This is a genomic window from Streptomyces sp. TLI_185 (assembly GCF_003814765.1).
In the GTDB taxonomy this organism is placed as follows: Bacteria; Actinomycetota; Actinomycetes; order Streptomycetales; family Streptomycetaceae; genus Streptomyces.
This window is the reverse complement of record NZ_RKRB01000001.1, coordinates 1974258-1999572: the sequence shown is the minus strand read 5'-3', so window position 1 is coordinate 1999572 and position 25315 is coordinate 1974258. Positions and strand designations below refer to the sequence as shown.

At 71.8% G+C, this 25315-nt stretch carries 24 protein-coding genes; 13 read left to right on the top strand and 11 right to left on the bottom strand.

The window, feature by feature from the left end; genetic code table 11:
* The first annotated feature begins 257 nt into the window (after nucleotides 1-257).
* From EDD92_RS09020 to fxsA, 4 genes are all read left to right on the top strand, one after another.
* On the top strand, nucleotides 258-698 hold the full coding sequence (locus EDD92_RS09020; RefSeq protein ID WP_030946711.1) for an Lrp/AsnC family transcriptional regulator: 441 nt from the start codon (nucleotides 258-260) through the stop codon (nucleotides 696-698).
* Between the two features lie 77 nt (nucleotides 699-775).
* Nucleotides 776-2386: an amidohydrolase gene (locus tag EDD92_RS09015; protein WP_123963823.1), complete on the top strand. Its 1611-nt coding sequence runs from the start codon at nucleotides 776-778 to the stop codon at nucleotides 2384-2386.
* A gap of 535 nt (nucleotides 2387-2921) precedes the next feature.
* Nucleotides 2922-3716 carry a polyprenol monophosphomannose synthase gene (locus EDD92_RS09010; protein ID WP_123963822.1) on the top strand — a complete coding sequence of 265 codons (795 nt, stop codon included), beginning with the start codon at nucleotides 2922-2924 and terminating at the stop codon, nucleotides 3714-3716.
* Between the two features lie 95 nt (nucleotides 3717-3811).
* Entirely contained in the window at nucleotides 3812-4369 is a 558-nt protein-coding gene (gene fxsA / locus EDD92_RS09005; protein ID WP_123963821.1) for an FxsA family membrane protein, read from the top strand.
* Nucleotides 4370-4469: 100 nt separating this feature from the next.
* Here the strand turns inward: fxsA and EDD92_RS09000 are convergent, their stop codons facing one another.
* The 4 genes from EDD92_RS09000 to EDD92_RS08980 form a co-directional block, all read right to left on the bottom strand.
* Nucleotides 4470-4844, bottom strand: a complete 375-nt coding sequence (locus EDD92_RS09000) for an RNA polymerase-binding protein RbpA (RefSeq protein ID WP_003977404.1) — start codon at nucleotides 4842-4844, stop codon at nucleotides 4470-4472.
* Nucleotides 4845-5111: 267 nt separating this feature from the next.
* Nucleotides 5112-6446, bottom strand: coding sequence for an MFS transporter (locus EDD92_RS08995; protein ID WP_123963820.1), 1335 nt, complete (start codon nucleotides 6444-6446; stop codon nucleotides 5112-5114).
* 225 nt (nucleotides 6447-6671) lie between these two features.
* Nucleotides 6672-7439 (bottom strand): glycerophosphodiester phosphodiesterase, encoded by a 768-nt coding sequence (locus EDD92_RS08985; RefSeq protein WP_123963818.1) that lies wholly within the window; start codon nucleotides 7437-7439, stop codon nucleotides 6672-6674.
* On the bottom strand, nucleotides 7436-8089 hold the full coding sequence (locus EDD92_RS08980; protein WP_123963817.1) for a YitT family protein: 654 nt from the start codon (nucleotides 8087-8089) through the stop codon (nucleotides 7436-7438). The genes EDD92_RS08985 and EDD92_RS08980 overlap by 4 nt, the downstream gene beginning before the upstream one ends.
* A 101-nt stretch (nucleotides 8090-8190) precedes the next feature.
* Here EDD92_RS08980 and EDD92_RS08975 point away from each other — a divergent pair, with 101 nt between their 5' ends.
* Nucleotides 8191-9690, top strand: a complete 1500-nt coding sequence (locus EDD92_RS08975) for a PLP-dependent aminotransferase family protein (RefSeq protein WP_123963816.1) — start codon at nucleotides 8191-8193, stop codon at nucleotides 9688-9690.
* 48 nt (nucleotides 9691-9738) lie between these two features.
* On the opposite strand, the gene EDD92_RS08970 is transcribed toward EDD92_RS08975, so the two are convergent.
* On the bottom strand, nucleotides 9739-11403 hold the full coding sequence (locus EDD92_RS08970; protein WP_123963815.1) for an ATP-binding protein: 1665 nt from the start codon (nucleotides 11401-11403) through the stop codon (nucleotides 9739-9741).
* A 40-nt stretch (nucleotides 11404-11443) separates the two neighbouring features.
* Nucleotides 11444-11638, bottom strand: coding sequence for a hypothetical protein (locus tag EDD92_RS08965; protein ID WP_016434155.1), 195 nt, complete (start codon nucleotides 11636-11638; stop codon nucleotides 11444-11446).
* A 259-nt stretch (nucleotides 11639-11897) separates the two neighbouring features.
* On the opposite strand from EDD92_RS08965, the gene EDD92_RS08960 reads away from it, so the two are divergent.
* The 5 genes from EDD92_RS08960 to EDD92_RS08935 all read left to right on the top strand — a co-directional run bounded on the left by EDD92_RS08960 (nucleotide 11898) and on the right by EDD92_RS08935 (nucleotide 17341).
* On the top strand, nucleotides 11898-12290 hold the full coding sequence (locus EDD92_RS08960; protein WP_123963814.1) for an ankyrin repeat domain-containing protein: 393 nt from the start codon (nucleotides 11898-11900) through the stop codon (nucleotides 12288-12290).
* A gap of 301 nt (nucleotides 12291-12591) precedes the next feature.
* The gene (locus tag EDD92_RS08950) at nucleotides 12592-14010 is read left to right on the top strand and encodes a HEAT repeat domain-containing protein (protein WP_123963813.1); all 1419 of its coding nucleotides are present in this window, start codon (nucleotides 12592-12594) and stop codon (nucleotides 14008-14010) included.
* A gap of 186 nt (nucleotides 14011-14196) precedes the next feature.
* Entirely contained in the window at nucleotides 14197-15342 is a 1146-nt protein-coding gene (locus EDD92_RS08945; RefSeq protein ID WP_123963812.1) for a glycosyltransferase family 1 protein, read from the top strand.
* On the top strand, nucleotides 15339-16496 hold the full coding sequence (locus EDD92_RS08940) for a glycosyltransferase (protein ID WP_123963811.1): 1158 nt from the start codon (nucleotides 15339-15341) through the stop codon (nucleotides 16494-16496). Before EDD92_RS08945 ends, EDD92_RS08940 begins: the two co-directional genes overlap by 4 nt.
* Entirely contained in the window at nucleotides 16493-17341 is an 849-nt protein-coding gene (locus EDD92_RS08935; protein WP_123963810.1) for an SGNH/GDSL hydrolase family protein, read from the top strand. Before EDD92_RS08940 ends, EDD92_RS08935 begins: the two co-directional genes overlap by 4 nt.
* Before the next feature lie 88 nt (nucleotides 17342-17429).
* Here EDD92_RS08935 and EDD92_RS08930 read toward each other — a convergent pair whose 3' ends face one another.
* The 5 genes from EDD92_RS08930 to EDD92_RS08910 are packed head-to-tail and all read right to left on the bottom strand — an operon-like array spanning nucleotide 17430 to nucleotide 21810.
* Nucleotides 17430-18308 carry a biotin-dependent carboxyltransferase family protein gene (locus EDD92_RS08930; RefSeq protein ID WP_123963809.1) on the bottom strand — a complete coding sequence of 293 codons (879 nt, stop codon included), beginning with the start codon at nucleotides 18306-18308 and terminating at the stop codon, nucleotides 17430-17432.
* Nucleotides 18305-18922, bottom strand: a complete 618-nt coding sequence (locus tag EDD92_RS08925) for an allophanate hydrolase subunit 1 (protein WP_123963808.1) — start codon at nucleotides 18920-18922, stop codon at nucleotides 18305-18307. The genes EDD92_RS08930 and EDD92_RS08925 overlap by 4 nt, the downstream gene beginning before the upstream one ends.
* Complete coding sequence (locus EDD92_RS08920; protein ID WP_123963807.1) at nucleotides 18919-19677, bottom strand: LamB/YcsF family protein; 759 nt, start codon at nucleotides 19675-19677, stop codon at nucleotides 18919-18921. The genes EDD92_RS08925 and EDD92_RS08920 overlap by 4 nt, the downstream gene beginning before the upstream one ends.
* Before the next feature lie 19 nt (nucleotides 19678-19696).
* The gene (locus tag EDD92_RS08915; protein ID WP_123963806.1) at nucleotides 19697-20518 is read right to left on the bottom strand and encodes a putative hydro-lyase; all 822 of its coding nucleotides are present in this window, start codon (nucleotides 20516-20518) and stop codon (nucleotides 19697-19699) included.
* Nucleotides 20515-21810, bottom strand: coding sequence for an MFS transporter (locus EDD92_RS08910; protein ID WP_123963805.1), 1296 nt, complete (start codon nucleotides 21808-21810; stop codon nucleotides 20515-20517). Before EDD92_RS08910 ends, EDD92_RS08915 begins: the two co-directional genes overlap by 4 nt.
* A gap of 175 nt (nucleotides 21811-21985) precedes the next feature.
* Here EDD92_RS08910 and EDD92_RS08905 point away from each other — a divergent pair, with 175 nt between their 5' ends.
* From EDD92_RS08905 to EDD92_RS08895, 3 genes are all read left to right on the top strand, one after another.
* A complete protein-coding gene (locus tag EDD92_RS08905) occupies nucleotides 21986-22687 on the top strand; it encodes a GntR family transcriptional regulator (protein ID WP_123963804.1) in 702 nt (233 codons plus the stop codon).
* A 157-nt stretch (nucleotides 22688-22844) separates the two neighbouring features.
* Complete coding sequence (locus EDD92_RS08900; protein ID WP_123963803.1) at nucleotides 22845-24371, top strand: hypothetical protein; 1527 nt, start codon at nucleotides 22845-22847, stop codon at nucleotides 24369-24371.
* 31 nt (nucleotides 24372-24402) lie between these two features.
* Nucleotides 24403-25293 carry a hypothetical protein gene (locus EDD92_RS08895; RefSeq protein WP_123963802.1) on the top strand — a complete coding sequence of 297 codons (891 nt, stop codon included), beginning with the start codon at nucleotides 24403-24405 and terminating at the stop codon, nucleotides 25291-25293.
* The last annotated feature ends 22 nt before the right edge of the window (nucleotides 25294-25315 follow it).

The window sequence follows — 25315 nt, the reverse complement described above, 5'->3', positions numbered from 1 at the left end:
CCCTCGGGTGGGCCGTTCGGGCACTGCGGCCTCGACCACAGCAAGCACTTCCCGCCCCGTATCGGCGGTAATCACGAGAGCATCACGGAGACGTCTCGGCGGCTGTGTCCTTCGTCACATGCCGCCCGCAGGTGCCCGGGGCGGACGTTTTGTCCCTCGGGCGGCTCACAGACAGCTCTCGGGCACATCACAAAGCGGGTATGACCTGGACTGCTCAGGTATCCGAGGAGATCAAGCGCACTGTAGGTTCTTGCGTCATGGAGGAGCTGGACCGTCAGATCGTGCAGCTGCTCGTCAAGGACGGGCGGATGAGCTACACAGACCTGGGCAAGGCCACGGGCCTGTCCACGTCGGCCGTGCACCAGCGGGTGCGCCGGCTGGAACAGCGTGGCGTCATCCGCGGCTATGCCGCGGTGGTCGACCCCGAGGCCGTCGGGCTGCCCATGACCGCGTTCATCTCGGTCAAACCCTTCGACCCCAGCGCCCCCGACGACATCTCGGACCGCCTGGCCGGGGTCCCCGAGATCGAGGCCTGCCACAGCGTCGCGGGCGACGAGAACTACATCCTCAAGGTACGGGTGGCCACGCCGCACGAGCTGGAGGAGCTGCTGGCGCGCCTGCGCACGCTGGCGGGCGTCTCGACGCGCACGACGGTGGTCCTTTCCACGCCGTACGAGGCGCGGCCGCCGCGGATCTGACCGGCCTACGGGCAGGACACCGGGCGAAGGCCGACCTGCGTACCGGGCGGCCCCGGTGAGGCGCGAGACTGTTCCCCATGAGTGAGCGCATCCCCGAGCCGAAGACCGTCCTGCTCCGCCGCGGAGAGGTCCACAGCCCCGCCGACCCCTTCGCGACCGCGATGGTCGTGGAGCGCGGCCAGGTCGCCTGGGTCGGTTCGGAGGGCGCCGCGGACGCCTTCGCGGACGGTGTCGACGAGGTGGTCGACCTGGACGGCGCCCTCGTCACCCCGGCCTTCACCGACGCCCATGTGCACACCACCTCCACCGGCCTCGCGCTCACCGGCCTCGACCTGTCCGACGCGCCCTCCCTGGAAGCCGCCCTCGTCCTGGTGCGGGACTTCGCGGCGGCCCGCCCGCAGGACAAGGTGCTGCTCGGGCACGGCTGGGACGCCGCCCGCTGGCCCGGCGGCCGCCCCCCGACGCGCGCGGAACTGGACGAGGCCACCGGAGGCCGCCCCCTCTATCTCTCCCGGATCGACGTCCACTCGGCGGTCGTCACCACGGCCCTGCTCGACCTGGCCCACGGGGTCGGCGCAGAGGACGGCCCGCTGACCGCCGACGCCCACCACGCCGTACGCGCCGCCGCGTTCGCATCCGTGACGCCGGCCCAGCGTGCCGAGGCCCAGCGCACCGCGCTCGCGCACGCCGCCTCCCTCGGCATCGGCTCCGTCCACGAGTGCGCGGGACCGGAGATCTCCTCCGAGGACGACTTCACCGGACTGCTCCGGCTCGCGGCCGAGGAGCCGGGACCGCGAGTCATCGGCTACTGGGCGGAACCGGCCGAAGAGGGCGTGGCGAAGGCGCGTGAGCTGGGCGCGGCCGGCGCCGCCGGCGACCTCTTCGTCGACGGGGCCCTCGGCTCGCACACCGCCTGCCTGCATACGCCGTACACCGACGCCGACCACAGGGGCACCGCCTACCTGGATGCCGCCGCGGTGGCCGCCCACGTGGTGGCCTGCACCGAGGCGGGCCTCCAGGCCGGTTTCCACGCGATCGGCGACGCGGCCGTGACCACGGTCGTCGACGGTGTGCGCGCCGCCGCCGAGAAGGTCGGCCTGGCCCGCGTCCGCGCCGCCCGCCACCGTGTCGAGCACGCCGAGATGCTCACCCCCGAGACGATCGCGGCCTTCGCCGAACTGGGCCTGACCGCCTCCGTGCAGCCGGCCTTCGACGCACTGTGGGGCGGCGAGGACGGCATGTACGCCCAGCGCCTGGGCGCCGACCGGGCCCGCACCCTCAACCCCCTCGCGGCCCTGCTCAGGGCGGGCGTCCCGCTCGCCTTCGGCTCCGACAGCCCGGTCACGCCGCTCGACCCGTGGGGCACCGTCCGCGCGGCCGCCTTCCACCGCACGCCCGAGCACCGTGTCTCTGTGCGCGCCGCCTTCACCGCCCACACACGCGGCGGCTGGCGGGCGATCGGGCGGGACGACGCGGGCGTCCTGGTGCCGGGCGCACCCGCCGACTACGCCGTGTGGCGCACCGACGAGCTGGTGGTCCAGGCCCCCGACGACCGGGTCGCCCGCTGGTCCACCGACCCCCGCTCCGGCACCCCCGGCCTGCCCGACCTGAGCCCCGGCCGCGACCTGCCGGTCTGTCTGCGCACCGTGGTCGGCGGGCGGACGGTGTTCGTACGGCCGGGCGAGTGATCTCCCGGGGTGGCGCGGCGCCGATCGATGCCCTCAGCGGCGTCGCACGACCTGCGTATCCTCCGCCCTGACCAGGGCATTGATGCAAAACGCGCAGGTCAAACGGCTGTTGACAGCCGATGGCAGGGGGCCGGTAGGTTCGGCCGAGTCCACCACCGGACGCCCGACCGGGGAACTTCCGCGCACTCGTCGCAGCGCCGCTGGGTCAGGGACGGTGTGCCGCACCGGGGCACCGCCACTGGGAGCCAGGCTCAGCGCCCGCGCCGCGACGGGAGGACCGTTCCGGCCGGTCGGGGAGGTGTGACCCGGGTGGGGCCCGGGCTCAGTAGACAACGGCTTTCGGTCGACCCGCAGCCAGCGGGCCCCAGGTCGGCCCGAAGGGCGCCGGGCCCCCATCCGTAGATCCACGAAGGTGCCCGAAAACGCGCTCTTACCCCGCTCTTGTGGAATCGACACCACTATACGAACGTCCTGTCGCGTCATTGCAGGCCGTGGCCATTATGGTGGACGTCTGCGTACGGACGAAGGGGCAGCAGTGAACGACGGCGACGGGACCCGCGCGGCAAAGGCCCAGGGGAGGCAGTTCGGCCCGCTCGGCACGGCCTTGGTGATCATTCCGACCTACAACGAGGCGGAGAACATCAAGTCCATCGTCGGCCGGGTACGGAAGGCGGTCCCCGAGGCGCACGTCCTCGTGGCCGACGACAACAGCCCGGACGGCACCGGCAAGCTCGCCGACGAAGTGGCCGCCGAGGACGACCATGTCCAGGTGTTGCACCGCAAGGGCAAGGAGGGCCTCGGCGCCGCCTACCTCGCAGGCTTCCGCTGGGGCATCGACAACGGCTACGGCGTCCTGGTCGAGATGGACGCCGACGGCTCCCACCAGCCCGAGGAACTGCCCCGGCTGCTGACCGCGCTCAAGAGCGCCGACCTGGTCCTCGGCTCCCGCTGGGTGCCCGGCGGGCGGGTCGTGAACTGGCCCAAGAGCCGTGAGTTCATCTCCCGCGGCGGCAGCCTCTACTCCCGCCTCGCCCTCGCCCTGCCGCTGCGCGACATCACCGGCGGCTACCGCGCCTTCCGCCGCGAGACCCTCGAGGGCCTCGGCCTCGACGAGGTCGCCTCCCAGGGCTACTGCTTCCAGGTCGACCTGGCCCGCCGCGCGGTCAAGGCCGGCTACCACGTCGTCGAGGTGCCCATCACCTTCGTCGAGCGCGAACTGGGCGACTCCAAGATGAGCCGCGACATCCTCGTCGAGGCACTGTGGCGGGTCACGGCGTGGGGCGTCGGGGAGCGGGTCGCCAAGGTCACGGGCCGCGGCAAGAAGGCCTGACCTCGTCCGTCTGCACAGGGCCCGCGCACGGTCTCACAGCCGCGGTTGATCATTCGCTTATGCCGCACTGAGGCGGGCCCAGGCACACTGGATGCATGACGACAGGTGCTCCGACCCCCACGTATCCCGCCCGGCCCCGGCGCTCCCGGCTGCGGACCTTCCTGCCGCTCGGCGTGGCGGCCTGGCTGGTGCTGGAGATCTGGCTGCTGACCGTGGTCGCGGGCGCGTCGAGCGGGTTCACGGTGTTCCTGCTGCTCCTCGCGGGCTTCGTGCTCGGTGCCGCGGTGATCAAGAAGGCGGGCCGGCGCGCCTTCCAGAACCTCAACGAGGCGCTGCAGCGCGGCGGCACCCCGCAGAGCGGCGGAGGCAACGGCCTGCTGATGCTCGGTGGTCTGCTCCTCATGATCCCCGGTCTGATCTCGGACGCGGTGGGCCTGCTTCTGCTGATCCCCCCGGTCCAGAAGGCGCTGAGCCGCCTCACCGAGCGCACCCTCGACCGCAAGCTGCGCGAGGCCGGTGCGGGCAGCTTCGGTGACGCCTTCCAGCAGGCCCGAATCCACCGTCCCGACGGCAAGGTCGTCCAGGGCGAGGTCATCAGGGACGAGCCGGGTGGCGACACCCCGCAGGGTCCGCGGCCGCCGCTGACCCGCTGAGAACGGTGTACGGACACACGACTGCGGGCGTCCACGTGATTCCACGTGGACGCCCGCAGTCGCTTGCGTGCGTAGGTTGTCCGCTCGACCCCGGCAGGAACTAAGCCGACTTGCGGCTGTCCCGCGGGTGGACCGCGATGTTCATCGCGCCCGAACGGAGAACGGCCAGGCGCTCCTCGAGGACCTCTTCGAGTTCCTCGCGGGTGCGCCGTTCCATCAGCATGTCCCAATGCGTACGCGCGGGCTTGGCCTTCTTTTCCTCAGGGCCATCGCCGTCAACGAGGAGTGCCTGGGCCCCGCAGACCTTGCACTCCCACTCCGGCGGGATCTCCGCCTCGACCGAGAAGGGCATCTCGAACCGGTGCCCCTTCTCGCATGCGTACTCCACGGCCTGGCGCGGGGCCAGGTCGATGCCGCGGTCCGTCTCGTAGCTGGTCACCACGAGGCGCGTGCCGCGAAGAGCTCGCTCACTCATGAATCGTGCCTCCCGGGCTTGTCGCCCACAGGACAGGTGTCGCTGTCGTCGTCATCCGGTCAACGTCCGGTCGGCGGTAAAGATTCCCGTTCCGTGTCCCGTTCCGGGTCATGCGTCGCCGTCGTAGCCGCCCCTTGTTGTACCCACCAGCGCCCGGTTTGTCACATCTGCTAGCAGATGTCACCCAGCGTTTCGGCATCTTTGACGCGCAGTAACGGTACGCCTGGCAGGCCAAACGCGTACACTACAGCCCTTTCGCCGTGAGTGCTAAATCCTCTCAGGGACCGGATTGCCCGCCGCCAAGATCGCCTGCCGCACCGGAACCCTTGCGAGCAGGGCGAATCCGATGACGAAGAAGGCCACGAGCGAGATGATCGCGTCGCGATAACTTCCCGTCAGCTGGTAGGTGATCCCGAACAGAAGCGGTCCCAGCCAGCTCATGCCCCGGTCGCTCATCTCGTACGCCGAGAAGTACTCGGCCTCCTTGCCGGGCGGGACCAGATGCGAGAACAGGGAGCGGGACAGGGCCTGGCTGCCGCCCAGCACGAGACCGATCCCGGACGCCAGCACGAAGAACCACACCGGCGCCCCGGCCGGCAGGAAGTACCCGGCGCCCAGGGTCACCGTCCAGGCCACCAGCGAGCCGAGGATGGTGCGCTTGGCCCCGTACGTCCGGGCCAGCCTTCCCATCCCCAGCGCGCCCGCCACCGCCAGCACCTGGACCATCAGGACGGCCGTGATGAGCGTGGACTGGCTCAGGCCCAGCTCTTCCGAGCCGTACACCGACGCCTGGGAGATCACCGTCTGGATGCCGTCGTTGTAGATGAGGTAGGCGAGAAGGAAGGCCAGAGTGAGCGGTTTGCCGCGCATGTCCCGGACGGTGGACGCCAGCTGCCGCCAGCCGTGGACCGCGGGCGCCGCGGACGCCGTACGGCGGTCCCGCAGCCCCTTCAGCGGTACGAGGGTGAAGGCGCCCCACCACAGACCCGCGGAGGCCAGGCAGATACGGACCGCCGTCGACTCGGAGACGCCGAAGGCGTCGTGCCCGGTGAACAGCACCAGGTTCACGATCAGCATCGACGAGCCGGCCGCATAGCCGAAGGCCCAGCCGCGCGAGGAGACCCGGTCACGGTCCTCGGGCGGGGCGATCTGGGGCAGGTAGGAGTTGTAGACGACCATCGAGACGGCCACGGACGAGTTCGCGACGATCAGCAGAAGGCCGCCCAGCAGATAGCGGTCCCCGGACAGGAAGAACAGGCCCGTGGTGGCCGTCGCCCCCACATAGGCGCAGGCGGCGAGCAGCGGCTTCTTCCGCCCCGTGCGGTCGGCGGCCGCGCCCACGAGCGGCATCACGAGGATCGACACGATCACGGACGCGGAGACGCAGTACGCGAAGAACGACCCGGCGCGCACCGGGATGCCCAGCGGATGCACGAAGCCGTCCGCGTCCGCCGCCGACTTGGCGACCGCCGTCAGATAGGGGCCCAGGAACACGGTGAGCACGCTCGTCGAGTAGACGGAGCAGGCCCAGTCGTAGAAGTACCAGCCGCGTTGCTCGCGCTGCCGGTCGATGACGTCCGTCCGCACGGTGTCGGTGCTCACCCGTGCCCTCGCTTCCCCGCTGAAGTGCCGTGCGAAGGCTCGGGGGAGGGGCCGCCGGGCTCAGCGCCTGTGTCACATCCCCGGCCGGGCGTGCGACGCCTGGCACGCACGCTCGCCGCGTTGCCGAACCGCCCTGGTAGCTCCGCTACGAGGGCGCTCCGGCGCCTTGCGATCGCACGCACCGGACGCCGCGTGCTGATCCGGCCGGGCATGTGACACAGGCGCTCAGACCCAGACGCCGCGTTCTTCCATGACCTTGCGCAACGTGTCGATGTGATCGGTCATGATGCCATCGACTCCCAGGTCCAGGAGCCGGTGCATCCGATCGGGCTCGTTGATGGTCCACACGTGCACCTGCAGCCCGCGCGCGTGGGCGGCGCGGACGAAGCGGTGGTCGACGACCTGGATGCCGGACTGCGACTCGGGCACCTGGGCTGCGACCGCTGAGGCGCGCAGCGCGGCCGGGACGCCCCAGGAGCGCAGCCGGAGGTTGAGCACGCCACGGGTGCCGTACGAGGTCGCCAGGCGCGGACCGGCCAGCCGCTGGGCGCGCACCACGCGCGCCTCGGAGAACGAGCCGACACAGATCCGGTCCCACGCGCGCGTGCGCTCGATCAGGTCCAGGAAGGGGTGGAGCGAGGTCTCCGCCTTCAGGTCGACGTTCCAGCGCACCTCGGGGAAGGTCTCGAGCAGCTCCTCGAAGAGGGGGACCGGTTCCTTGCCCGCCACGCGCGCGTGGCTCACGTCCTTCCACGGCAGGTCCGCTATGCGCCCCGCGCCGTCCGTCATCCGGTCCAGGGTCGAGTCGTGGAAGGCGACCAGCTTGCCGTCCGCCGTGGTGTGGACGTCGGTCTCGATGTAGCGGTAGCCCGCCTCCACCGCCCGCCGGAACTGCAGCACGGTGTTCTCCAGGCCGTCCGCGGCCCCGCCCCGGTGGGCGAAGGCGATCGGGCCGGGATGGTCGAGATAGGGATGGTGTATCCGCGTGGTCACGGTCGCAGTATCGCCCTGCGGGGTTGCCCCTCGGCAACCACCGTGCTGCCGCCGGATGCCGACGGGACGTCGAACACCCGCAGGAAGAGCTGGGCGAGCGGACCGATCGACACCGCGTAGAGGACCGTGCCGATGCCGACGGTGCCGCCGAGGATGAAGCCGGTCGCGACGACCGCCAGTTCGATCGCCGTCCGCATCAGGCGGACGGAGCGGCCGGTGCGCCGGTGCAGGCCGGTCATCAGCCCGTCCCGCGGGCCCGGCCCGAAGCGGGCGGAGATGTAGAGCCCGGTGGCCACGCCGTTGAGCAGGATGCCGGCCAGCAGGAGGGGGATCCGTACGGCGAGGGAGTGCACGTCCGGGACCAGGGCGAGCGTGCCGTCCATGGCGATGCCAACCACGAAGACATTGGAGACCGTGCCGAGGCCCGGGCGCTGGCGCAGCGGGATCCACAGCAGCAGCACCGCCGCGCCCACGACGATCGACACGACACCGATGGTCAGTCCGGTGAGCTCGGCCAGGCCCTGGTGCAGCACGTTCCAGGGCTCAAGGCCCAGGCCCGCCTCGACGAGGAGCGCGGAGCTCGCGCCGTACAGCGCGAGACCGACGTACAGCTGGATCAACCGTCGCCCGAGACGGTTCTTCGTGGACAAGAGGTGCCCCCCCTGTGGTCGTAGTGGCCTGGTTCGTGACACCCTGTGGCTTGGGTGGAAACATCATCCATGGCCAATTCGGGGAAGGTGGACTGATTTCCATGGCGACGTGGACCTCGGCGATCGGGGCGGCGCAGCTCGCCCGGCTGCTCAACTCGCAGCAGGACCGCCCGGCCGGCCCCGGCACGCGCCGTCCGCCCGCCTACCGTGCGCTGGCCGACGGCATCCGGCTGCTGGTTCTGGAGGGCCGCGTTCCGGTGGCCGCCCGGTTGCCCGCCGAGCGCGAACTCGCCCTGGCCCTGTCCGTCAGCCGTACGACGGTCGCGGCGGCCTACGAGGCGCTGCGCACCGAGGGATTCCTGGAGTCCCGGCGCGGCGCCGGCAGCTGGACCGCCGTACCGGCCGGAAACCCGCTCCCCGCGCGCGGCCTGGAGCCCCTGCCGCCCGAGGCCCTGGGATCGATGATCGACCTGGGCACCGCGGCGCTCCCCGCCCCCGAGCCATGGCTGACCCGCGCCGTCCAGGGCGCCCTGGAGGAACTGCCGCCGTACGCCCACACGCACGGCGACTATCCGGCCGGGCTGCCCGCGTTGCGCTCGATGATCGCCGACCGGTACACCGCGCGCGGGATCCCGACGATGCCGGAGCAGATCATGGTGACGACGGGAGCCATGGGGGCGATCGACGCGATCTGCCACCTCTTCGCCGGCCGGGGTGAGCGCGTCGCCGTCGAGTCGCCGTCCTACGCCAACATTCTCCAGCTGATGCGGGAGGCGGGGGCGCGGCTGGTGCCCGTGGCGATGGCCGAGGGCCTGGCCGGCTGGGACCTGGACCGCTGGCGGCAGGTGCTGCGCGACGCCGCACCCCGGATCGCGTACATCGTCGCCGACTTCCACAATCCGACCGGCGCGCTCGCCGACGACGACCAGCGGCGTCAGCTCGTGGAGGCGGCCCGGTCGGCGGGGACGGTGCTGATCGCCGACGAGACGATGAGTGAGCTGTGGCTGGACGAAGGCGTCGAGATGCCGCGGCCTGTGTGTGCCTTCGACCCCGCCGGGTCCACGGTGATCACCGTCGGGTCGGCCAGCAAGGCCTTCTGGGCGGGGATGCGCATCGGCTGGGTGCGCGCCGCACCGGACGTGATCCGCAGCCTGGTCGCCGCGCGCGCGTACGCCGATCTCGGCACCCCCGTGGTGGAGCAGCTCGCCGTGAACTGGCTGTTCAGCACGGGGGGTTGGGAGAAGGCCGTGGAAGTGCGGCGCGTGCAGGCCCGGGAGAACAGGGACGCGCTGGTCACGGCGGTGCGGCGGGAGCTGCCCGACTGGGAGTTCGAGGTCCCGAGGGGCGGACTGACGCTGTGGGTGCGGACCGGGGGGCTGTCGGGCTCCCGGCTCGCCGAGGTGGGGGAGCGGGTCGGGGTGCGGGTGCCGTCAGGGCCGCGCTTCGGGGTCGACGGCGCCTTCGAGGGGTATGTGCGGCTGCCGTTCACCGTGGGCGGTGCGGTCGCCGACGAGGCGGCGGTGCGGCTGGCCGCTGCGGCTCGGTTGGTGGAGAGCGGGGCGCCCGGGGGCGGGGAGTCGCCGCGGACGTTCGTGGCGTAGCTGCGGACGAGGGGTCACCACTTTCACAGCGCCACCCGGCGGTGAAACCTACTGCGCCTCCGCCGCCACGGCATCCGCGGGCACCGGCTTTGCTTCGACCGGATCCTCGTCGATGGGCACCGCCTCGACCGGCACCGCTTCAACCGGCACGGCCCCGACAGACTTGGTCCCGACGGGCTCCTGATCGACCGGCGTGGTCCGCGGCGGCAGCAGCGCCAGCACCGCCTCGCGGTGCGCGTCGCTCGCCGTGTCGTCGTACGGGTCCGGAGTCGACGGCACCTGAAGCCGGTGCACCGGGCCCGGGCCGAGACGGGCGTAGCCGCGGCCGGGCGGGACCTCGGCGGCCGGAGTCGTGGCCGGGAGGGCACCCAGGACCCCTGACAGCTGCTCGGCCGTCGCCGGGCCGAGGACGACACGCGCGCGTGTGTGCTGCCGTACGTCATCGCTCAGCGCTTCGGCATGGTCGAACTGCTCGCCCACCACGACCGTCACATTCACCGCGCGGCCGTGCCGGAGCGGGACCTGGAGCAGGGACTGCGGGTCCTCGCGGCCGTCCGCGGCGGCGAGATGGGTGAAGGCGCTGGGGCGGTCCAGGAGGAGCCACAGGGGACGCCTGGTGTCCTCCGGCGGCGGCTGGCCGGCCTGACGGGCGCGGTTCGCGGCGATCAGACGGCGCTCCGTCTCCAGGGCGGCCCACTCGAGGCTCGTCAGCGCCCCGGTCAGCCCGCACTCGACGGCCAGAACGCCGTCCCGGCCGGTCAGGCACGCGTACTCGCCGGAGCCGCCCTCGACGATCACGACGTCGCCGTGCTGCAGCGCCTGCACGGCGATGGAGCGCAGAAGGGTCGAGGTGCCGCTGCCGGGCTGGCCCATGATCAGGAGGTGCGGTGCGGTGGAGCGGATACCAGTGCGCCAGACGACGGGCGGAACGTCACGTCTGTTCTCGCCGTAGGTGAGGGGAAGCGTGCGCTGGACCTGGGTGGGGTCCGTGAAGCCGAGGACCGTCTCGCCCGGCGCCGTGACGAACCGCTGGGCGGCGATGTCGGTGGGCAGTGGGGGCAGCACCGTGACCGTCAGCTCGTTGCCCTCTTCCTCCCATGCGAAGTGGTACTCGCGGCCGCGCCCCGACTTGGCGTGCAGCAGCTGCTCGATCCTGGCGCGGGACCCGGCCTCGCCGTCGGTGAAGTACGCCGGGTAACGGATCACTAGATGGGTGATACGGCCCGATTCGTCGAACTCGTATGCCGGGAAGGCCTTCTCCCACTCGCCGCCGTGGGCGTACAGGGGGGAGGGGTCCTCGGTGATCGAGAAGTACGGGATCAGGGCCTCGTACAGCGACTTGAGGCGCTGCACCTGGGACTCGTCCGGCCCTTCGGGCGCCGCCGGTTCGCGGTCCCTGCCGTGCAGGGCTGCCGCCGTCATCAGGCCGATGACGGCGAGCAGGGGACCGTAGGGCACGAGCGCCACGACCAGGACCACCGAGGCCACCAGGAACAGCAGCGGCCCACGCCTGTCCTTGGGGGTGTCGGCCCACTTGTGCCGCCCGGCCGCTGCCAGTCGGCGCAGACCGCGGGTGATCGTGATCAGCGGGTGGAGGACGTCGGTGGCGCTGTCGGCCGCCGTCCGGGCCAGTTCCCGGCTCCGGGCGATCTGCATCCGGGCGATCTGCGCGTTGTCCTTGCTCAGGATGCGGGGGAGGGGGCGCCGGGCCACTGCATTCTCCAGGTGGTGCGTACGGGCGGGAGGGGCGGCGTCAGAACTTGATGCCGCCGAGGAGGCTCGCGAGGCTCTCGCCGCCTGCCTTGATGCTCGGGGCGATCGCAGTGCTTGCGAGGTAGAAGCCGAACAGGGCCGAGACCAGGGCGTGCGACGCCTTCAGGCCGTCCTTGCGGAAGAAGAGGAAGACGATGATGCCGAGCAGGACCACGCCGGAGATGGACAGGATCATTTTTTTCTCCTGGTTCACGGGGACAGTCACCATGAGTACTTCCAGGATCACAGCATGTATCCATAGTATTAAAGGTGCAAATGGATGAATCTCGGTAGATTTCCCTCAGGTGGTCGAGCCGGCTCGGGCCGACCGGGCCGAACCCCGTGTCCTGCCTGGCCTGGGGTGATCTTTACCTCCGGCGCATCGGGTCATGTGTCGCGGAAGCCAGTACCCTGGCGATTCACCTGAACGGTTGTATTGAGAGGCGGTCCGGCCGATGACTGAAGCCCCCGACCCCGAGGTCGTGGAGCTGGCGACCAAGATCTTCGATCTGGCCCGGCAGGGGCAGACCGAGGCGCTCGTGGCGTACGTCGACGCGGGTGTACCGGCCAACCTCACCAACGACCGCGGTGACTCGCTCGTGATGCTCGCCGCCTACCACGGGCACGCGGACGCGGTACGCGCTCTGCTCGCTCGGGGCGCGGAGGGCGACCGGATCAACGACCGGGGCCAGACTCCGCTCGCCGGGGCCGTCTTCAAGGGCGAGACGGACGTCATCAAGGCCCTCCTTGAAGGGGGTGCCGATCCGGCCGCGGGCACCCCGTCGGCCGTCGACACGGCGCGGATGTTCGGCAAGACGGAACTGCTCGAGTTGTTCGGCGCACACTGATCCGAATGTTCTGACCAGTAAAAACACGGAAAACGGGGGAGGCGGTACAGGGCCGCCGAAATTTCGGTCGCGGCAGGTCGAAGTGCCGAGTCATCATGACGTCGTGATTCACGGACGCGATGGCTGGGCAGATGTTGCCGCACCGCGCGGGCCGTGATGCGGTCCGCGAGGGCCACTGACGAGAGGCAGAGGAAGATGGTCTACAGCAAGCAAGAGACGGCGGGCGCCCCGACGTTGTGTCACGCGGCCAGGTAATGCGTGTTCCCCGGTTGCGTCGACGCTTGATGTGAGGCTGTTTCCCATGTTCGATCCGGTCATAGCGCCCAGCGGTACGCTGCTCGGCCTGCTCCAGCGGGGCCGCGGCGACGGCACACTGCACGCGCTCACCGCTCCGCGCGCCGAGGCGCTCGCGGCGCTGAACCACTGTGTGCTGCGCGACCCCCGCCACGACTGGCAGGTGGAGAACCGCTCCCTCTACTACGCCCGTCTCTACCTCGACCTGAACGGCGAGCTGGACGAGATCGAGGCGCACCTCTTCGACGTCGAGGACGTCTTCGACACCGAGGAGTCCCGCACGGGACTGGCCCTGGCCGTCCTCGGCCACCTCGCCTCCTACGGCAGGCGGGACGCGCTCGCACTGCTGCGCAGGTACGCCGCCTCCGGTTCCAACTGGGCCTGGGCCCTCGACGAACTGGCGCTGCGCGACGACGACGCCGGCCTGCGGGCCCTCGCGGCTCCCGTGCTGGCCCGCTTCGCGACCGACGCCGAGGGCGAGGCCGAACTGGCCGCCACCGTTCGTGACGCTTTCGAGCCCCGGCCCTGGCGGCTGTGGGCCGAGGACCCCCGCGAATCGATCGCCACGCGAGTGCGTGCCGCTCAGGAGACCGGCTGTTTCGACCGCTGGCAGCGGCAGATGCGACCATCCGGGCCCCGTCCGGGGTGGAGCGTGCAGGCCGTGTTCGAGTGGGCCCAGCAGGGCATCGAACGTGGCGCCGCGCTGCACGTCCCCGCAGCCCGTTGTCTCACCGCCGTCGCCGGCCCCGAGGACCGGCCCGAGATCGTGGCCGCCGCCAAGAACGGCACCGACGGAGCCCGCTGCACCGCGCTGCGCTACCTCGCCGACAGCAATGATCCCGACGCTTTCGACCTGATCGAGGGTGCCGTCCTCACCGGCTCACCGGCCGTCGTGGAAGCCGCCGTCGACGCCTTCGAACGGATGTGCAGTGTCGCCGCGGTCGAGCGGGCCCGCGGCTGGGCGCACCGGCCCGACCCCCTGGGCGCCGCCGCCGGCCGTATGCTCGCCTGCCGCGGGGGAATCGAGGACAAGGACCTCGTCCTCGGTGCGTTGCGCGAAGCCGTACGGGGCGAGGGGCCGGACGCCCCGACCCTGTGGACCCTCGTCGACGGCACCGGCCGGCTCGGCATCGCCTGCGCCGCCCCCGTACTGCGCCATATCTATCGCGAAACTGCCTCCTCCCATCTCCGCGGCCGGGCCGCCCGGGCCCTGGCCGCCACCGATCCCTCCTTCCCGGCAGGCTTCGCCGTCGAGTGCCTCTGGGACTGCGAGGAGACCACCCGCGAAATCGCCGCCCGGCACGCCGAGACCGGCGACGCACGGGTCGTCGAACAGCTCCGCCGGCTCGCCGCCGATCCGGCCGAGGAAGCCGAAGTGCAGACCGCCGTACGAAGTCGGATCGCACCCGACGGACCCGCTGTTTGAGCCAGCCACGCACACCTGCGCCGGGCTCCGGCACGGCCCCCGGATGAACAACGGGTGACCCGCGGGTCAGGTGGTCATGGACACGGCCTGACCTGCTCGGGTGTGCGAAGGAACGCTCACGGGACGTTCATCGTTCGCAAAGATCCACGTTGTCGCGACCACGTCCTGCACGGCGACAACACGGGTATGCGTGTCGTCATAGTGACCGAATCCTTTCCCCCCGACGTGAACGGCGTGGCCCACTGCGCGCTCCAGACCGCCCGGCACCTCGTAGATCGCGGTCACCTTCCGCTCGTCGTCGCCCCGGCCAGCACCGCTCTTGCCGGCCGGGCCGGGACCGGGCCCGACGCCCAGGCGCCGTGTCCCGTCGTCCGTGTCCCCTCCCTCCCGCTCCCGGGCTATCCCCAGGTCCGTGTCGCCCTGCCCAGCCGACGCCTGGCCGCGGCCGTCGTCGAGCACCGGGCCGACATCGTCCACCTGGCCAGCCCCTTCGTCCTCGGCGTCCGCGGCATGGCGGTCGCCGCCCGGCTCGGCGTCCCCGCCGTGGCCGTCTACCAGACGGATCTGGCCGGATACGCCCGTACCTACATGGGCGCCGGTGAGGCCGCGGCCTGGCGTCGCATCCGCTCCGTCCACTCCGCCGCCGACCTCACCCTTGCCCCCTCCAGCGCCTCGATGCACGACCTGGAGACCCACGACGTGCCCCGGGTCAAGCTCTGGCAGCGCGGCGTGGACACCGTCCGTTTCCGCCCGCACCTGCGCGACGAGGCCCTGCGCCGCGAACTCGCCCCGAACGGCGAGCTGATCGTCGGCTACGTCGGCCGGCTCGCCCCCGAGAAGCACATCGAGCTCCTGGCCGGCGTGTGCCGCCTCGACGGGGTGAAGGTCGTGATCGTGGGCGACGGCCCGAGCCAGCCGAGCCTCGCCGAGGCACTGCCGGGCGCCGTCTTCCTCGGCCGCCGCACCGGCGACGAACTCGCCCGGATCTACGCCTCGCTGGACGTCTTCGCGCACACCGGTCCCTTCGAAACCTTCTGCCAGACCGTGCAGGAGGCCATGGCGAGCGGCATTCCCGTCGTCGCGCCCGCCGCCGGCGGCCCCCTCGACCTGGTCGCCCACGGGCGCACCGGGCTGCTGGTGCCACCCCATGACGCGGACGCCGTACGGGACGCCGTGCAGTCCCTGGCGGCAGACCCGGAGCAGCGGATCACCTTCGGCGCCACCGCGCGCGCCACCGTCGAGGGACGCACCTGGGCCGCCGTGGGCGATCAGCTGATCGGGCACTACGCGGACGTGCTCGCCGCGCGGCAGAAGACGGTGGTGGCGGCATGACCTCGTTGCGAATCGTTCGACTTGCGAACTTCGTCGCTCCCTCCTCCGGAGGTCTGCGCACCGCCCTGCGCGAACTGGGCAAGGGCTTCAAAGCAGCAGGACACGAGCCCGTGCTCATCATCCCCGGCGAACGCGCCGACGACCGCGACACCGAGCAGGGGCGTGTCATCACCCTGCCGGGACCGCTGCTGCCCGGTACGGGCGGGTATCGCGTACTCACCGACAAGCGGCGCGTGGCCCGCCTCCTGGAGGAGCTGGCGCCCGACCGCCTGGAGGTCTCCGACCGTACGACCCTCAGGTGGACCGGCAAGTGGGCGCGGCGCGCCCGCGTGCCCGCCGTGATGGTCTCCCACGAGACCGCCGACGGCGTCCTGCGCACCTGGGGGCTGCCGGAGGGAGCGGCCCGCCGCGCCGCCGACGCCCTCAACGTGCGTACGGCGCACACGTACGCGCGCGTGGTGTGCACCACCGAGTTCGCCGAGCGGGAGTTCGTGCGGATCGGCGCCCGCAACGTCGTACGCGCCCCGCTGGGCGTCGACCTGGTCGAGCGGCATCCCGCGCTGCGCGACCCGGGGCTGCGGGCCCGCTACGCGCGCGGGGACGAGTCGCTGCTCGTGACGTGTACCCGGCTGTCCGTGGAGAAGCGGCCCGGCACAGCGCTGGACGCCCTCGAGGCGCTGCTGCGGCGGGGCCGGCGGGCGGTGCTGGTGGTGGCCGGGGACGGTCCGCTGCGGCCGCGGCTGGAACAGCGGGCGCGGGAGCGCGGGCTGCCGGTCACCTTCCTCGGGCACGTCTCCGACCGCGGCGCGCTCGGCGCCCTCCAGGCCTCCGCCGACGTGTGCCTGGCACCCGGGCCCGCCGAGACCTTCGGGCTCGCCGCGCTGGAGGCGATGGCCTGCGCCACGCCCGTGGTGGTGAGCACGTCGTCCGCGCTGCCCGAGGTGATCGGATCCGCCGGAGCCGTCGCCGCGGACCACGGGGAGGCCTTCGCGGACGCCGTCGACATGCTGCTCGAACTCCCCGAGCGGGAGCGGCGCGAGACCGCACGCGCGCGTGCGGAGTGCTTCGGGTGGAACACGGCGGTGGATGCGTTCCTCGCCGCGCACGACGCGCCGGTACCGGTGCGTCGTCTTGCGCCCGGAGGCGTGGCATGAGACCGGTACGTTTCGTCGCCCTCGGGGACTCGCTGACCGAGGGCGTGGGCGATCCCGTCCCCGACGGGTGGCGCGGCTGGGCCGCGCTGCTCGCCGGCGGGCTCGCCGAGGAGCACGTGGAGTTCACCAACCTCGCCGTCAGCGGCGCCCAGACCCGGGAGGTGCTGGAACAGCAGACACCGGCCGGGCTCGCCCTGCAGCCCGACGTGGTGTCCGTGGTCATCGGTGTCAACGACACCCTGCGCTGCACCTTCGACATCCACGCCGTGGCCGAACGGCTCGACAAGGTCTACGCCGCCTTCACCGAGCAGGGGGCGACCCTGCTCACGGCCTGTCTGCCCGACCCTGGCTCGATGCTCGGTCTGCCCGGCTCGCTGGCCCGTCCGCTGGCCCGGCGGCAGCGGGCCGTCAACCGGGTGGTCCACGCGCTCTCGGACCGCTACGGGGCCGTCCATCTGCACGCGGCCGAGGAAGCCTGGATCACCGACCGCGCGATGTGGAGCGCGGACCGGCTGCACCCGGGCGAACAGGGGCACCGGCAGTTGGCGGTGCGCTTCCACTCGCTGCTGGCGGAAGCGGACCGTGCGGCGGGTCCTGCGCCTTCGCCCGAGCCGCAGTTCCCCGTGCCCACCAGGTCGGCGAGCCTGTTGTGGCTGGCCACGGCGGGCACGGCGTGGGTGGCACGGCGGTGCACCGACCTGCTGCCGCAGCTGCTGCGGCTCGCCGCCGACGAGATGCGGCACCGGGTGCGGGGGACCAGTGCGCGGCTGGATCTGCGCGCCGCTGCGGCGGTGTCGGCGGCTTTGGCCGCCGTTTCTGTTGCGGAGCAGCCGGACGCGGCGTGAACGGTGCGCGGTCGGTGGGTCGCTGCGGGTCCGTCGTGGCTGGTCGCGCCCACGCGGCGGAGCCGCAGATCGATACAGCCCCGCGCCCCTAGGGGCGTTGCGGTGTGCGTCTCGTTATGAAGCGGACCGGGTTGCCTGGTAGGGCCTGGGCTGCGGCAGGGAGGTCCTGCGGGTGGACGACCGCGATCACCGGGTAGCCCCCAGTGGTCGGGTGGTCGGCCAGGAAGACCACCGGTTTGCCGTCAGGCGGGACCTGGACCGCGCCCAGCACCATCCCCTCGCTGGGCAGTTCACCCGGTAGGGATCGCTCCAGTGCGGGTCCTTCCGTGCGCAGGCCGATGCGGTTGCTCGCGGGGGACACGCGGTACGGGTGGGACGTGAACGTACGCACTGCCTCCGGGGTGAACCAGTCGTCGCGTGGTCCCAGCGTCACTCGTAGGACGAGTTCGGTCGGAGGTGCGGGTTGCGGGGCGACGTCCACGCGCGCGTGGACGTGCTGCGGCGTCCCCAGGGGCAGCACCGTGCCGTCCGCGAGCGGTGCCGGACCGAGGCCGGACAGCAGGTCCGTGGAGCGACTGCCGAGCACGGGGTCGACGGCGATGCCCCCCGAGACGCCGACGTAGGAGCGCACTCCGGAGCTGACGGTTCCGATGTCCAGGAGGGCGCCCGCGGGCACCCTCACCGGAGCTCCCCAGGCGACCGGCCTACCGTCCACCGTGACCGGGCAGGGGGCGCCCCCGACGGCGATGGAGACCGCCGAACGCGGCCGTACGGCACACCCGTTGACCGTGGTCTCCAGGACGGCCGCCTCGGGCGGGTTGCCGACCAGCCGGTTGACGAGCGCCGCGGCGTGGCCGTCGAGCGCACCGGAGCGGGGCACGCCGAGGTGTGCATGCCCGGGGCGTCCCCGGTCCTGCACGGTGGTCAGCGCTCCGGCTCGTACGACGACGAGTGCTCGGTCCGTCATGCGGGCCCCACCGGGACGAAGCGCACGCGCGTGCCGGGCGACAGCAGCGCGGCCGGCACGCGCGCGTGGTCCCACAGCACGGTGTCCGTGCGCCCGATCAGCTGCCAGCCGCCCGGCGACGAGCGCGGGTATACGCCCGTGTACGGGCCCGCCAGCGCCACCGATCCTGCCGGGACGGCCGTGCGCGGGGTGGCCCGGCGCGGGACGTCGTACAGCGGCGGCAGGCCGGTGAGATAGCCGAAGCCCGGGGCGAACCCGCAGAAGGCGACGCTGAACTCGGTGGCCGCGTGGATACGGGCCACTTCCCGCTCGCCGACACCCCAGTGGGCGGCAACGTCGGCCAGGTCGGGGCCGTCGTAGCGCACCGGGATGTCCACGACCGCCTGTTCGCGGCGGGGAGCGGCGGGCACCTCGGAGGCGGTCAGTTCGGAAGCCAGACGGACCGGGTCGTCGAGGCCGTCGAGCAGCACGGTGCGGGCCGCAGGGACGATCTCGCGCACCGTGAGCAGGCCTTCCGCGCGGCGCCGCAGCAACTCCGCGTGCAGGGACTGCGCCTCGTCCCCGGAGGACACCTCCAGGAGCAGGGCGCTGTCCCCGACAGGCAGCGCCCTCATGCGAAGGCCTCCACCCGGACTCCCGACTCCTGCAGCCGTTGTCGGACGCGCCGGGCCAGTTCGACGGCGCCCGGTGTGTCCCCGTGCAGGCACAGCGAACGCGCACGAACGTCGACGCGCGCACCGGAGTGCGAGGTGACCGTGCCGAAGCGGGCCAGTCCCACCGAGCGCTCCACCACGGCCTCCGGGTCGGTGACCACGGCGCCGTCGTGACCGCGCGGCAAGAGCGTGCCCTCCGGGGTGTACGCACGGTCCGCGAAGGCCTCCGGGACGGCCGGGAGGCCCGCCTTGCCGGCGAGCTCCAGCAGGCGCGAGCCGGGCAGGCCGAGCACGGGCAGCGAGGCGTCGGCGAGCCGTACGCCGTCCACGACCGCGCCGGCCTGCTCCTCGTCGTGCACGACGCGGTTGTAGAGCGCCCCGTGCGGCTTGACGTACGACACGCGCGTGCCCGCCGCGCGCGCGAAGACCTCCAGGGCGCCGATCTGGTAGGCCACTTCGGCCGCGAGCTCCGCGGGCGGCACGTCCATCGCGCGCCGCCCGAACCCCGCCAGATCCCGGTAGGAGACCTGGGCGCCGATCCGGACGCCGCGCTCGGCCGCCAGCTCGCACACCCGCCGCATGGTGGCGGCGTCCCCGGCGTGGAAGCCGCAGGCCACGTTGGCGCTGGTGACGACGGACAGCAGTTGTTCGTCGTCGGTCAGCTGCCAGCGGCCGAAGCCCTCGCCGAGGTCGGCGTTCAGATCGATCGAGGTCATGGGTCCTTCGTGTTTTCTCTCAGGCCACGCGGTACTGCTCGTCGCGGGCGTCGGTCAGGAACATCTGGCCGGGTGCGTGGGTGATGGCGAAGGGCGGGAGCGAGGCCATCACTGCCGCCTGCGGGGTCACTCCGCAGGCCCAGAACACCGGGATGTCGTCCGGTTCGAGGTCCACCGGGTCGCCGAAGTCGGGGCGGCCCAGGTCGTCGATGCCCAGCCCCGAAGGAGTGCCGCAGTGTACGGGGCTGCCGTGCACCGCCGGGAGCAGACTGCTCTCCCGGATCGCGGCCGCGAGGTGCTGCGGCGGCACCGGCCGCATGGACACCACCAGCGGGCCGTGCAGCCGCCCCGCCGGACGGCACTGACGGCTCGTCACATACATCGGGACGTTGCGGCCCTGCTCGACGTGGCGGATCGGCACGCCTGCCTCGGTCAGCGCCCACTCGAAAGTGAAGCTGCAGCCGATCAGGAACGACACCAGGTCCTCGCGCCAGTGCGCGCGGACGTCCGTCGGCTCGTCCACCAACTCGCCGTCCTGCCACACCCGGTAGCGCGGCAGGTCGGTGCGCAGGTCCGCGCCGTCCGCAAGGATCGTCGTGACGGAGCCGGCGTCCGTGACGTCGAGCACCGGACAGGGCTTGGGGTTGCGCTGGCAGAACAGCAGCATGTCGTACGCCCAGTCGGCGGGCACCGAGATCAGGTTGACCTGGGTGTGGCCGGGTGCCACCCCCGCGGTGGGTCCGCTGAGTCCCTCCCGGAAGCGGGCCCGGGCGGTTTTCGGGCTCCACGCGTGCGCGTGCTCGTCGACGACGGTCAGCGGGCGGTCTTCCGTGCGGTTCACGCGAGCTCCTTCCCACGGGTCTCCGGCAGCCCCAGCAGCGCCAGCGCCGCGAGGCCGTAGCCGATCGCGCCGAACACCAGCGCGCCACCCACACCCCAGCTGTCGGCCAGGAAGCCGACGGTCGTGGGGAAGACGGCGCCCACGGCACGCCCGGTGTTGTACGTGAAGCCCTGTCCCGTGCCCCGTACCGCCGTCGGGTAAAGCTCGCTCAGGTAGGAGCCGAAACCGCTGAAGATCGCCGACATGCAGAACCCGAGCGGGAAACCGAGCACCAGGAGCAGGGTGTTGGCGCCGTGCGGGATGTTCGCGTACGCCAGGATGCAGACCGCCGACAGCAGGGCGAACAGCCAGATGTTGCGTTTGCGGCCCAGCCGGTCGGTGAGGTAGCCGCCGGTCAGATAGCCCAGGAAGGCGCCGGAGATCAGGAAGGTCAGGTAGCCGCCGGTGCCGACGACCGACAGGCCGCGGTCGGTCTTCAGGTATGTCGGTACCCAGGTGGCGAGGGTGTAGTAGCCGCCCTGGACGCCCGTGGACAGGAGTCCGGCGAAGACTGTCGTGCGCAGCAGGCCGGGTTTGAAGATCGCGGTGAACGAGCCCTTCTGTGTGCTCTGTTCGCGTACGGCCGCCGCCTCCGGGGCGTCGTGCACCCGGCGCCGCATCCAGATCACCAGCAGTGCGGGCAGCGCGCCGGTCCAGAACATGATGCGCCAGGCCAGATCGTCGCCGGCGAACGAGAAGACCAGGGTGTACACGATCGCGGCCAGCGCCCAGCCCACGGCCCACGAACTCTGGACCGCGCCGAGCGTACGGCCACGGTGCCTGGCGCTCGCGTACTCGGCGACGAGGATCGCGCCGACCGCCCACTCACCGCCGAAACCGAGGCCCTGCAGAGCCCGGAAGACCAGCAGCGTCTCGTAGTTGGGCGCGAAGCCGCAGGCCACCGTGAAGACCGCGTAGGTGATCACCGTGATCATCAGTGCCCTGACCCGGCCGACCCGGTCCGCCACCACCCCCGCGACGGCGCCGCCGACCGCGGAGACCACGAGGGTGACCGTCGTGAACAGCCCCGTCTGGCCGCTGTCCAGGCCGAAGTACGCGGCCAGCGCGACCATGCTCAGGGGCAGCGTGAAGTAGTCGTACGAGTCCAGGGCATAGCCGCCGAAGGCGCCTGCGAAGGCGCGGCGGCCGCGCGGGCCGAGGGCGCGCAGCCAGCCCAACGCGCCGTCGTCGAGGGCGTTTTCATCGGTTCCGGGCCGTTTGGTCAGGGCCTGGGGTGGAGGGGTCGTGCTCATGGGCACCTCGCAGTGGGAGGACGGAGGGTGCTTCAGAAGTGAGCCGTGCCGTGCGGGAGGAGCGGTCGGCGCCCGGGGTGAACGACGGCGCCGTGCGTAGCAAGGTAGAGGATCGTTGAACGATCCTTCAATACCCATGTTGTTTCGTTCTTGTATCTGCGATTGAATTCCGGGCATGGCAGAGCAGCTGACAGGACTGGCCGACGACCGGGCTCTCCTGGGGCGCACCAGCACCGCCGAGCGCGTCTCGGACATCCTCAGGGGCCGCATCGCCGAGGGGTTCTTCCCGCCCGGCACCCGGCTGTCGGAAGACAGCATCGGGGGCGCGCTCGGAGTCTCCCGCAACACGCTGCGCGAGGCGTTCCGGCTGCTCACCCACGAACGTCTGCTCGTGCACGAGCTGAACCGGGGCGTCTTCGTCCGGGTCCTGACCGTCGAGGATGTCGAGGACATCTACCGCACCCGCCGCCTCGTGGAGTGCGCCGTCGTCCGCGGGCTCGGCGATCCGCCGTACGGCCTGGACGCGCTCGCCGAGGTCGTCGAGGTCGGACAGCGGGCGGCGCGCGAAGGTGACTGGAAAGGCGTGGGTACCGCCAACATCCACTTCCACCGTGAGCTGGTGGCCCTCGCCGGCAGCGCCCGCACCGACGAGCTGATGCGCAGCGTCTTCGCCGAACTGCGCCTGGCCTTCCACGTCGTGGACGACCCCAAGGCCCTGCACGAGCCGTACCTGGCCCGCAACCAGCAGATCCTCCAGGCCCTGGAGGCGGGGAACCGGGCCGAGGCGGAGAAACTGCTCGCGGTCTACCTGGAGGATTCACTGGAGCGTGTGGTCGAGGTGTACAGACGAAGGGTCGGCGAGGACAGCGGCCTCTAGGGGCGCGCGGCTGTATCGACGTGCGGCTACGGCGCGTGGGCGCGACCAGTCACAGACGGCCCGCACATGAGTCACAACCGGTGGTCGCCCGCCCGGCCGCCGGAGGCAATCCATGCCGTTTGGGTCGATGTCAGACCGAGGACCTAGTCTGTGCACCGTGACTTCGCCTGCATCGACGGACAGCGTTCCGCCCCAGCTCAGCGCGGGGCCGCGCCCCGCGCCGGGCCCGGCCGCCGACGAGGGGCTGGCGCGGCGCCTGCGCGCGCTCGCCTGCACCGCGCCGCTGCACGACCTCGACGCACGCAAGGCCAACCTCGCGGGTGAGTACTCGGTCTACGGCATGGCGGAGGTGGCCCTCGCGGCCATCGACCTGGTCACCCTGAACATGGACTTCGACACGGGCGCCGACCACGACCAGATAGTCGCCCGGCTCATCCCGCGCATCGCCGCCCAGGCCCCGCAGCGGCCGGTCGCCGAGCACGAGCGCGTGGCCCGCTGGGTCCTGGAGAACCTGATCAACGTCGGCAGCGTCGACCGCGGCTTCCGGGCCGTCTACGGCACGTTCACGACCGACGGCAGCTATGTCCGCCGTGACTACGACTTCAAACTGATCGAGGAGGTGCCGGGCCCCGGCGGCACCGTCTACCTCCGTACCACGGACGAGGCGGTCAACGTCCTGGTCGGCGCTCTGGACACGGACGTCACCAGCGCCCAGATCGCCGCCGAGGTCAAGCTGGAGGTCCTGATCAACCGGGGCCGCCTCGCCGACGCCCAGCTCGCCGCCGAGCAGGCTCGCTACCGGACGGTGCAGTACTCGGAAACCCTGCGCAGAGCCCTGGACGCAACCCGGCGCAACGTCCGGGCGGTGGACTGGCTCAACTCCGTGCCCGACATGATCGCCGAGGCGCTGGACCACGTCGCCGACCGCTACCGGCACGAGAACGCGATCCTCACCAACATCCGCAAGGCCCGGGACGAGACCGAGGACGCCGAGCACAAGCGGCGCGCCGCCGAGCTCGTCGACATCGTCAAGGACTGCATCCGCAGGCACACACAGCTGCAGTCCCGCCTCCTGGAGGCCGGGCCGCTGTTCCGCGCCGAGCAGGACCGGCAGGCGTTCGCGACGCCCATGACGTCGTCCGGAATCGACCTGTACGGGCACCTTGTCGCCCCTGTGCTGCCCTTGCCGCTGGAACAGGCGGTGCGGGTCACGGATGCCTTCTTCGCCCGGGGCACCGGATTGCGTACGCCGGTGTCCGTGCGGGTGGGTGACCTCGTCGACGTACTGCTGACGCCCCCTGTGGAGCGGGAGCACCTGGGCGCGGAGATGCCGGAGCCGGATCTGATCGCGACGCCGGACGACAGCCGGTTCAGCGAGGAGCAGTTCGCCGCGGCGACGGAACTGCTGGACCTGCCCGCCGATGCGCCGCGCCGGTTGTCGGGACTGCTGGCGCAGGCCCGGATACAGGATCCCGAGCTGCCGTACCTGGTTGCCCTGTTGGCGGTGCACGCGGCCAGTCCGGCCGTCGGCACGGCATACCGCCAGGGTGAGGAGAAGCTGCTGTTCGCCGTGGACGACGGGACGGAGTTGGACGACCCGGAGTTCGGCGGAGCCGATCTCATCGTCGGGACGGCCCTGCTGGACGCGGCCGGCATGGCGGCGGACCGGACGGAAGCAGCATGAGTGAGCAGAAACGCGACAAGGAGCCCGAGCAGTGAGTGAGCACGTCGAGTGGAGTGAAACGGAGGCCCCGGCCCCGTCGGCGACCGCCGCCGTCACCCCCGCCGACGCCGCCGACGCGGCGCGGCTCGTCGCGTTCGGGCTGCAGCCCAAGCTGCAGCCCGCACGGGACCAGGAGTACGCCGAGCTGCTGCGCCGTTACCGCGAGGACTCTCCGTTCGCGCGGCTCGCGGACGCCGTGGCCGCCGGGCTCGGGCTGGTGGTGCTGGAGGTGTCCCCGCGCGCGGGGATGGCCGTGACGGCGGCCGAGGACTCGGTGTTCGCCGTCCGCATGGGCGACTACGCGCGTCGTACGTCCGCCGACGGCGGCGACCGCTTCCTGCACGGACTGGCCCATCTCGCTATCGCCGCCCTGGCGTTCCCGCGCCCCGAGGACCTCGCCGACGACGGATACATCGGGCGCGTGACGGTCAACGGTGTCGACGCGTTCGTACGGCAGGCCTGCCGCCGGCTGGAGGAGCGTGCCGAGGAAAACGGTGACAACACCGACCCGGCCACCGACGCACCCGGCCTTGAGGCCGCGTGGCGGATCTGGGCGAGACGCAGCGCGGCCGGTGCCACCAAGGACGCGCGCAGGCTTGCCGGTTCGACCACCGGCATCGTCGGCAAGGCGGCCGCGTTCCTCACCGACTCCGGATTCCTGCAGCGCACCGGCGACGACAACGGCGGCACGTACCGGACGACTTCCCGCTACCAGCTCCAGGTGCGCGACATGGCGGGCAGCGCCGCGATGGCCGAGCTGCTGGAGCTGGGCGTGGTCCCGGTGACCGACGGCACCCCGACGCTGCTGCCGCCCGAGAACACCGACGACCTGGAGCTGGCGGCCGACGCCGGACTGCCCTTCCACGCGCCGTCGCACCCCTGAACTTCCCCGACCTGCCGAAGAC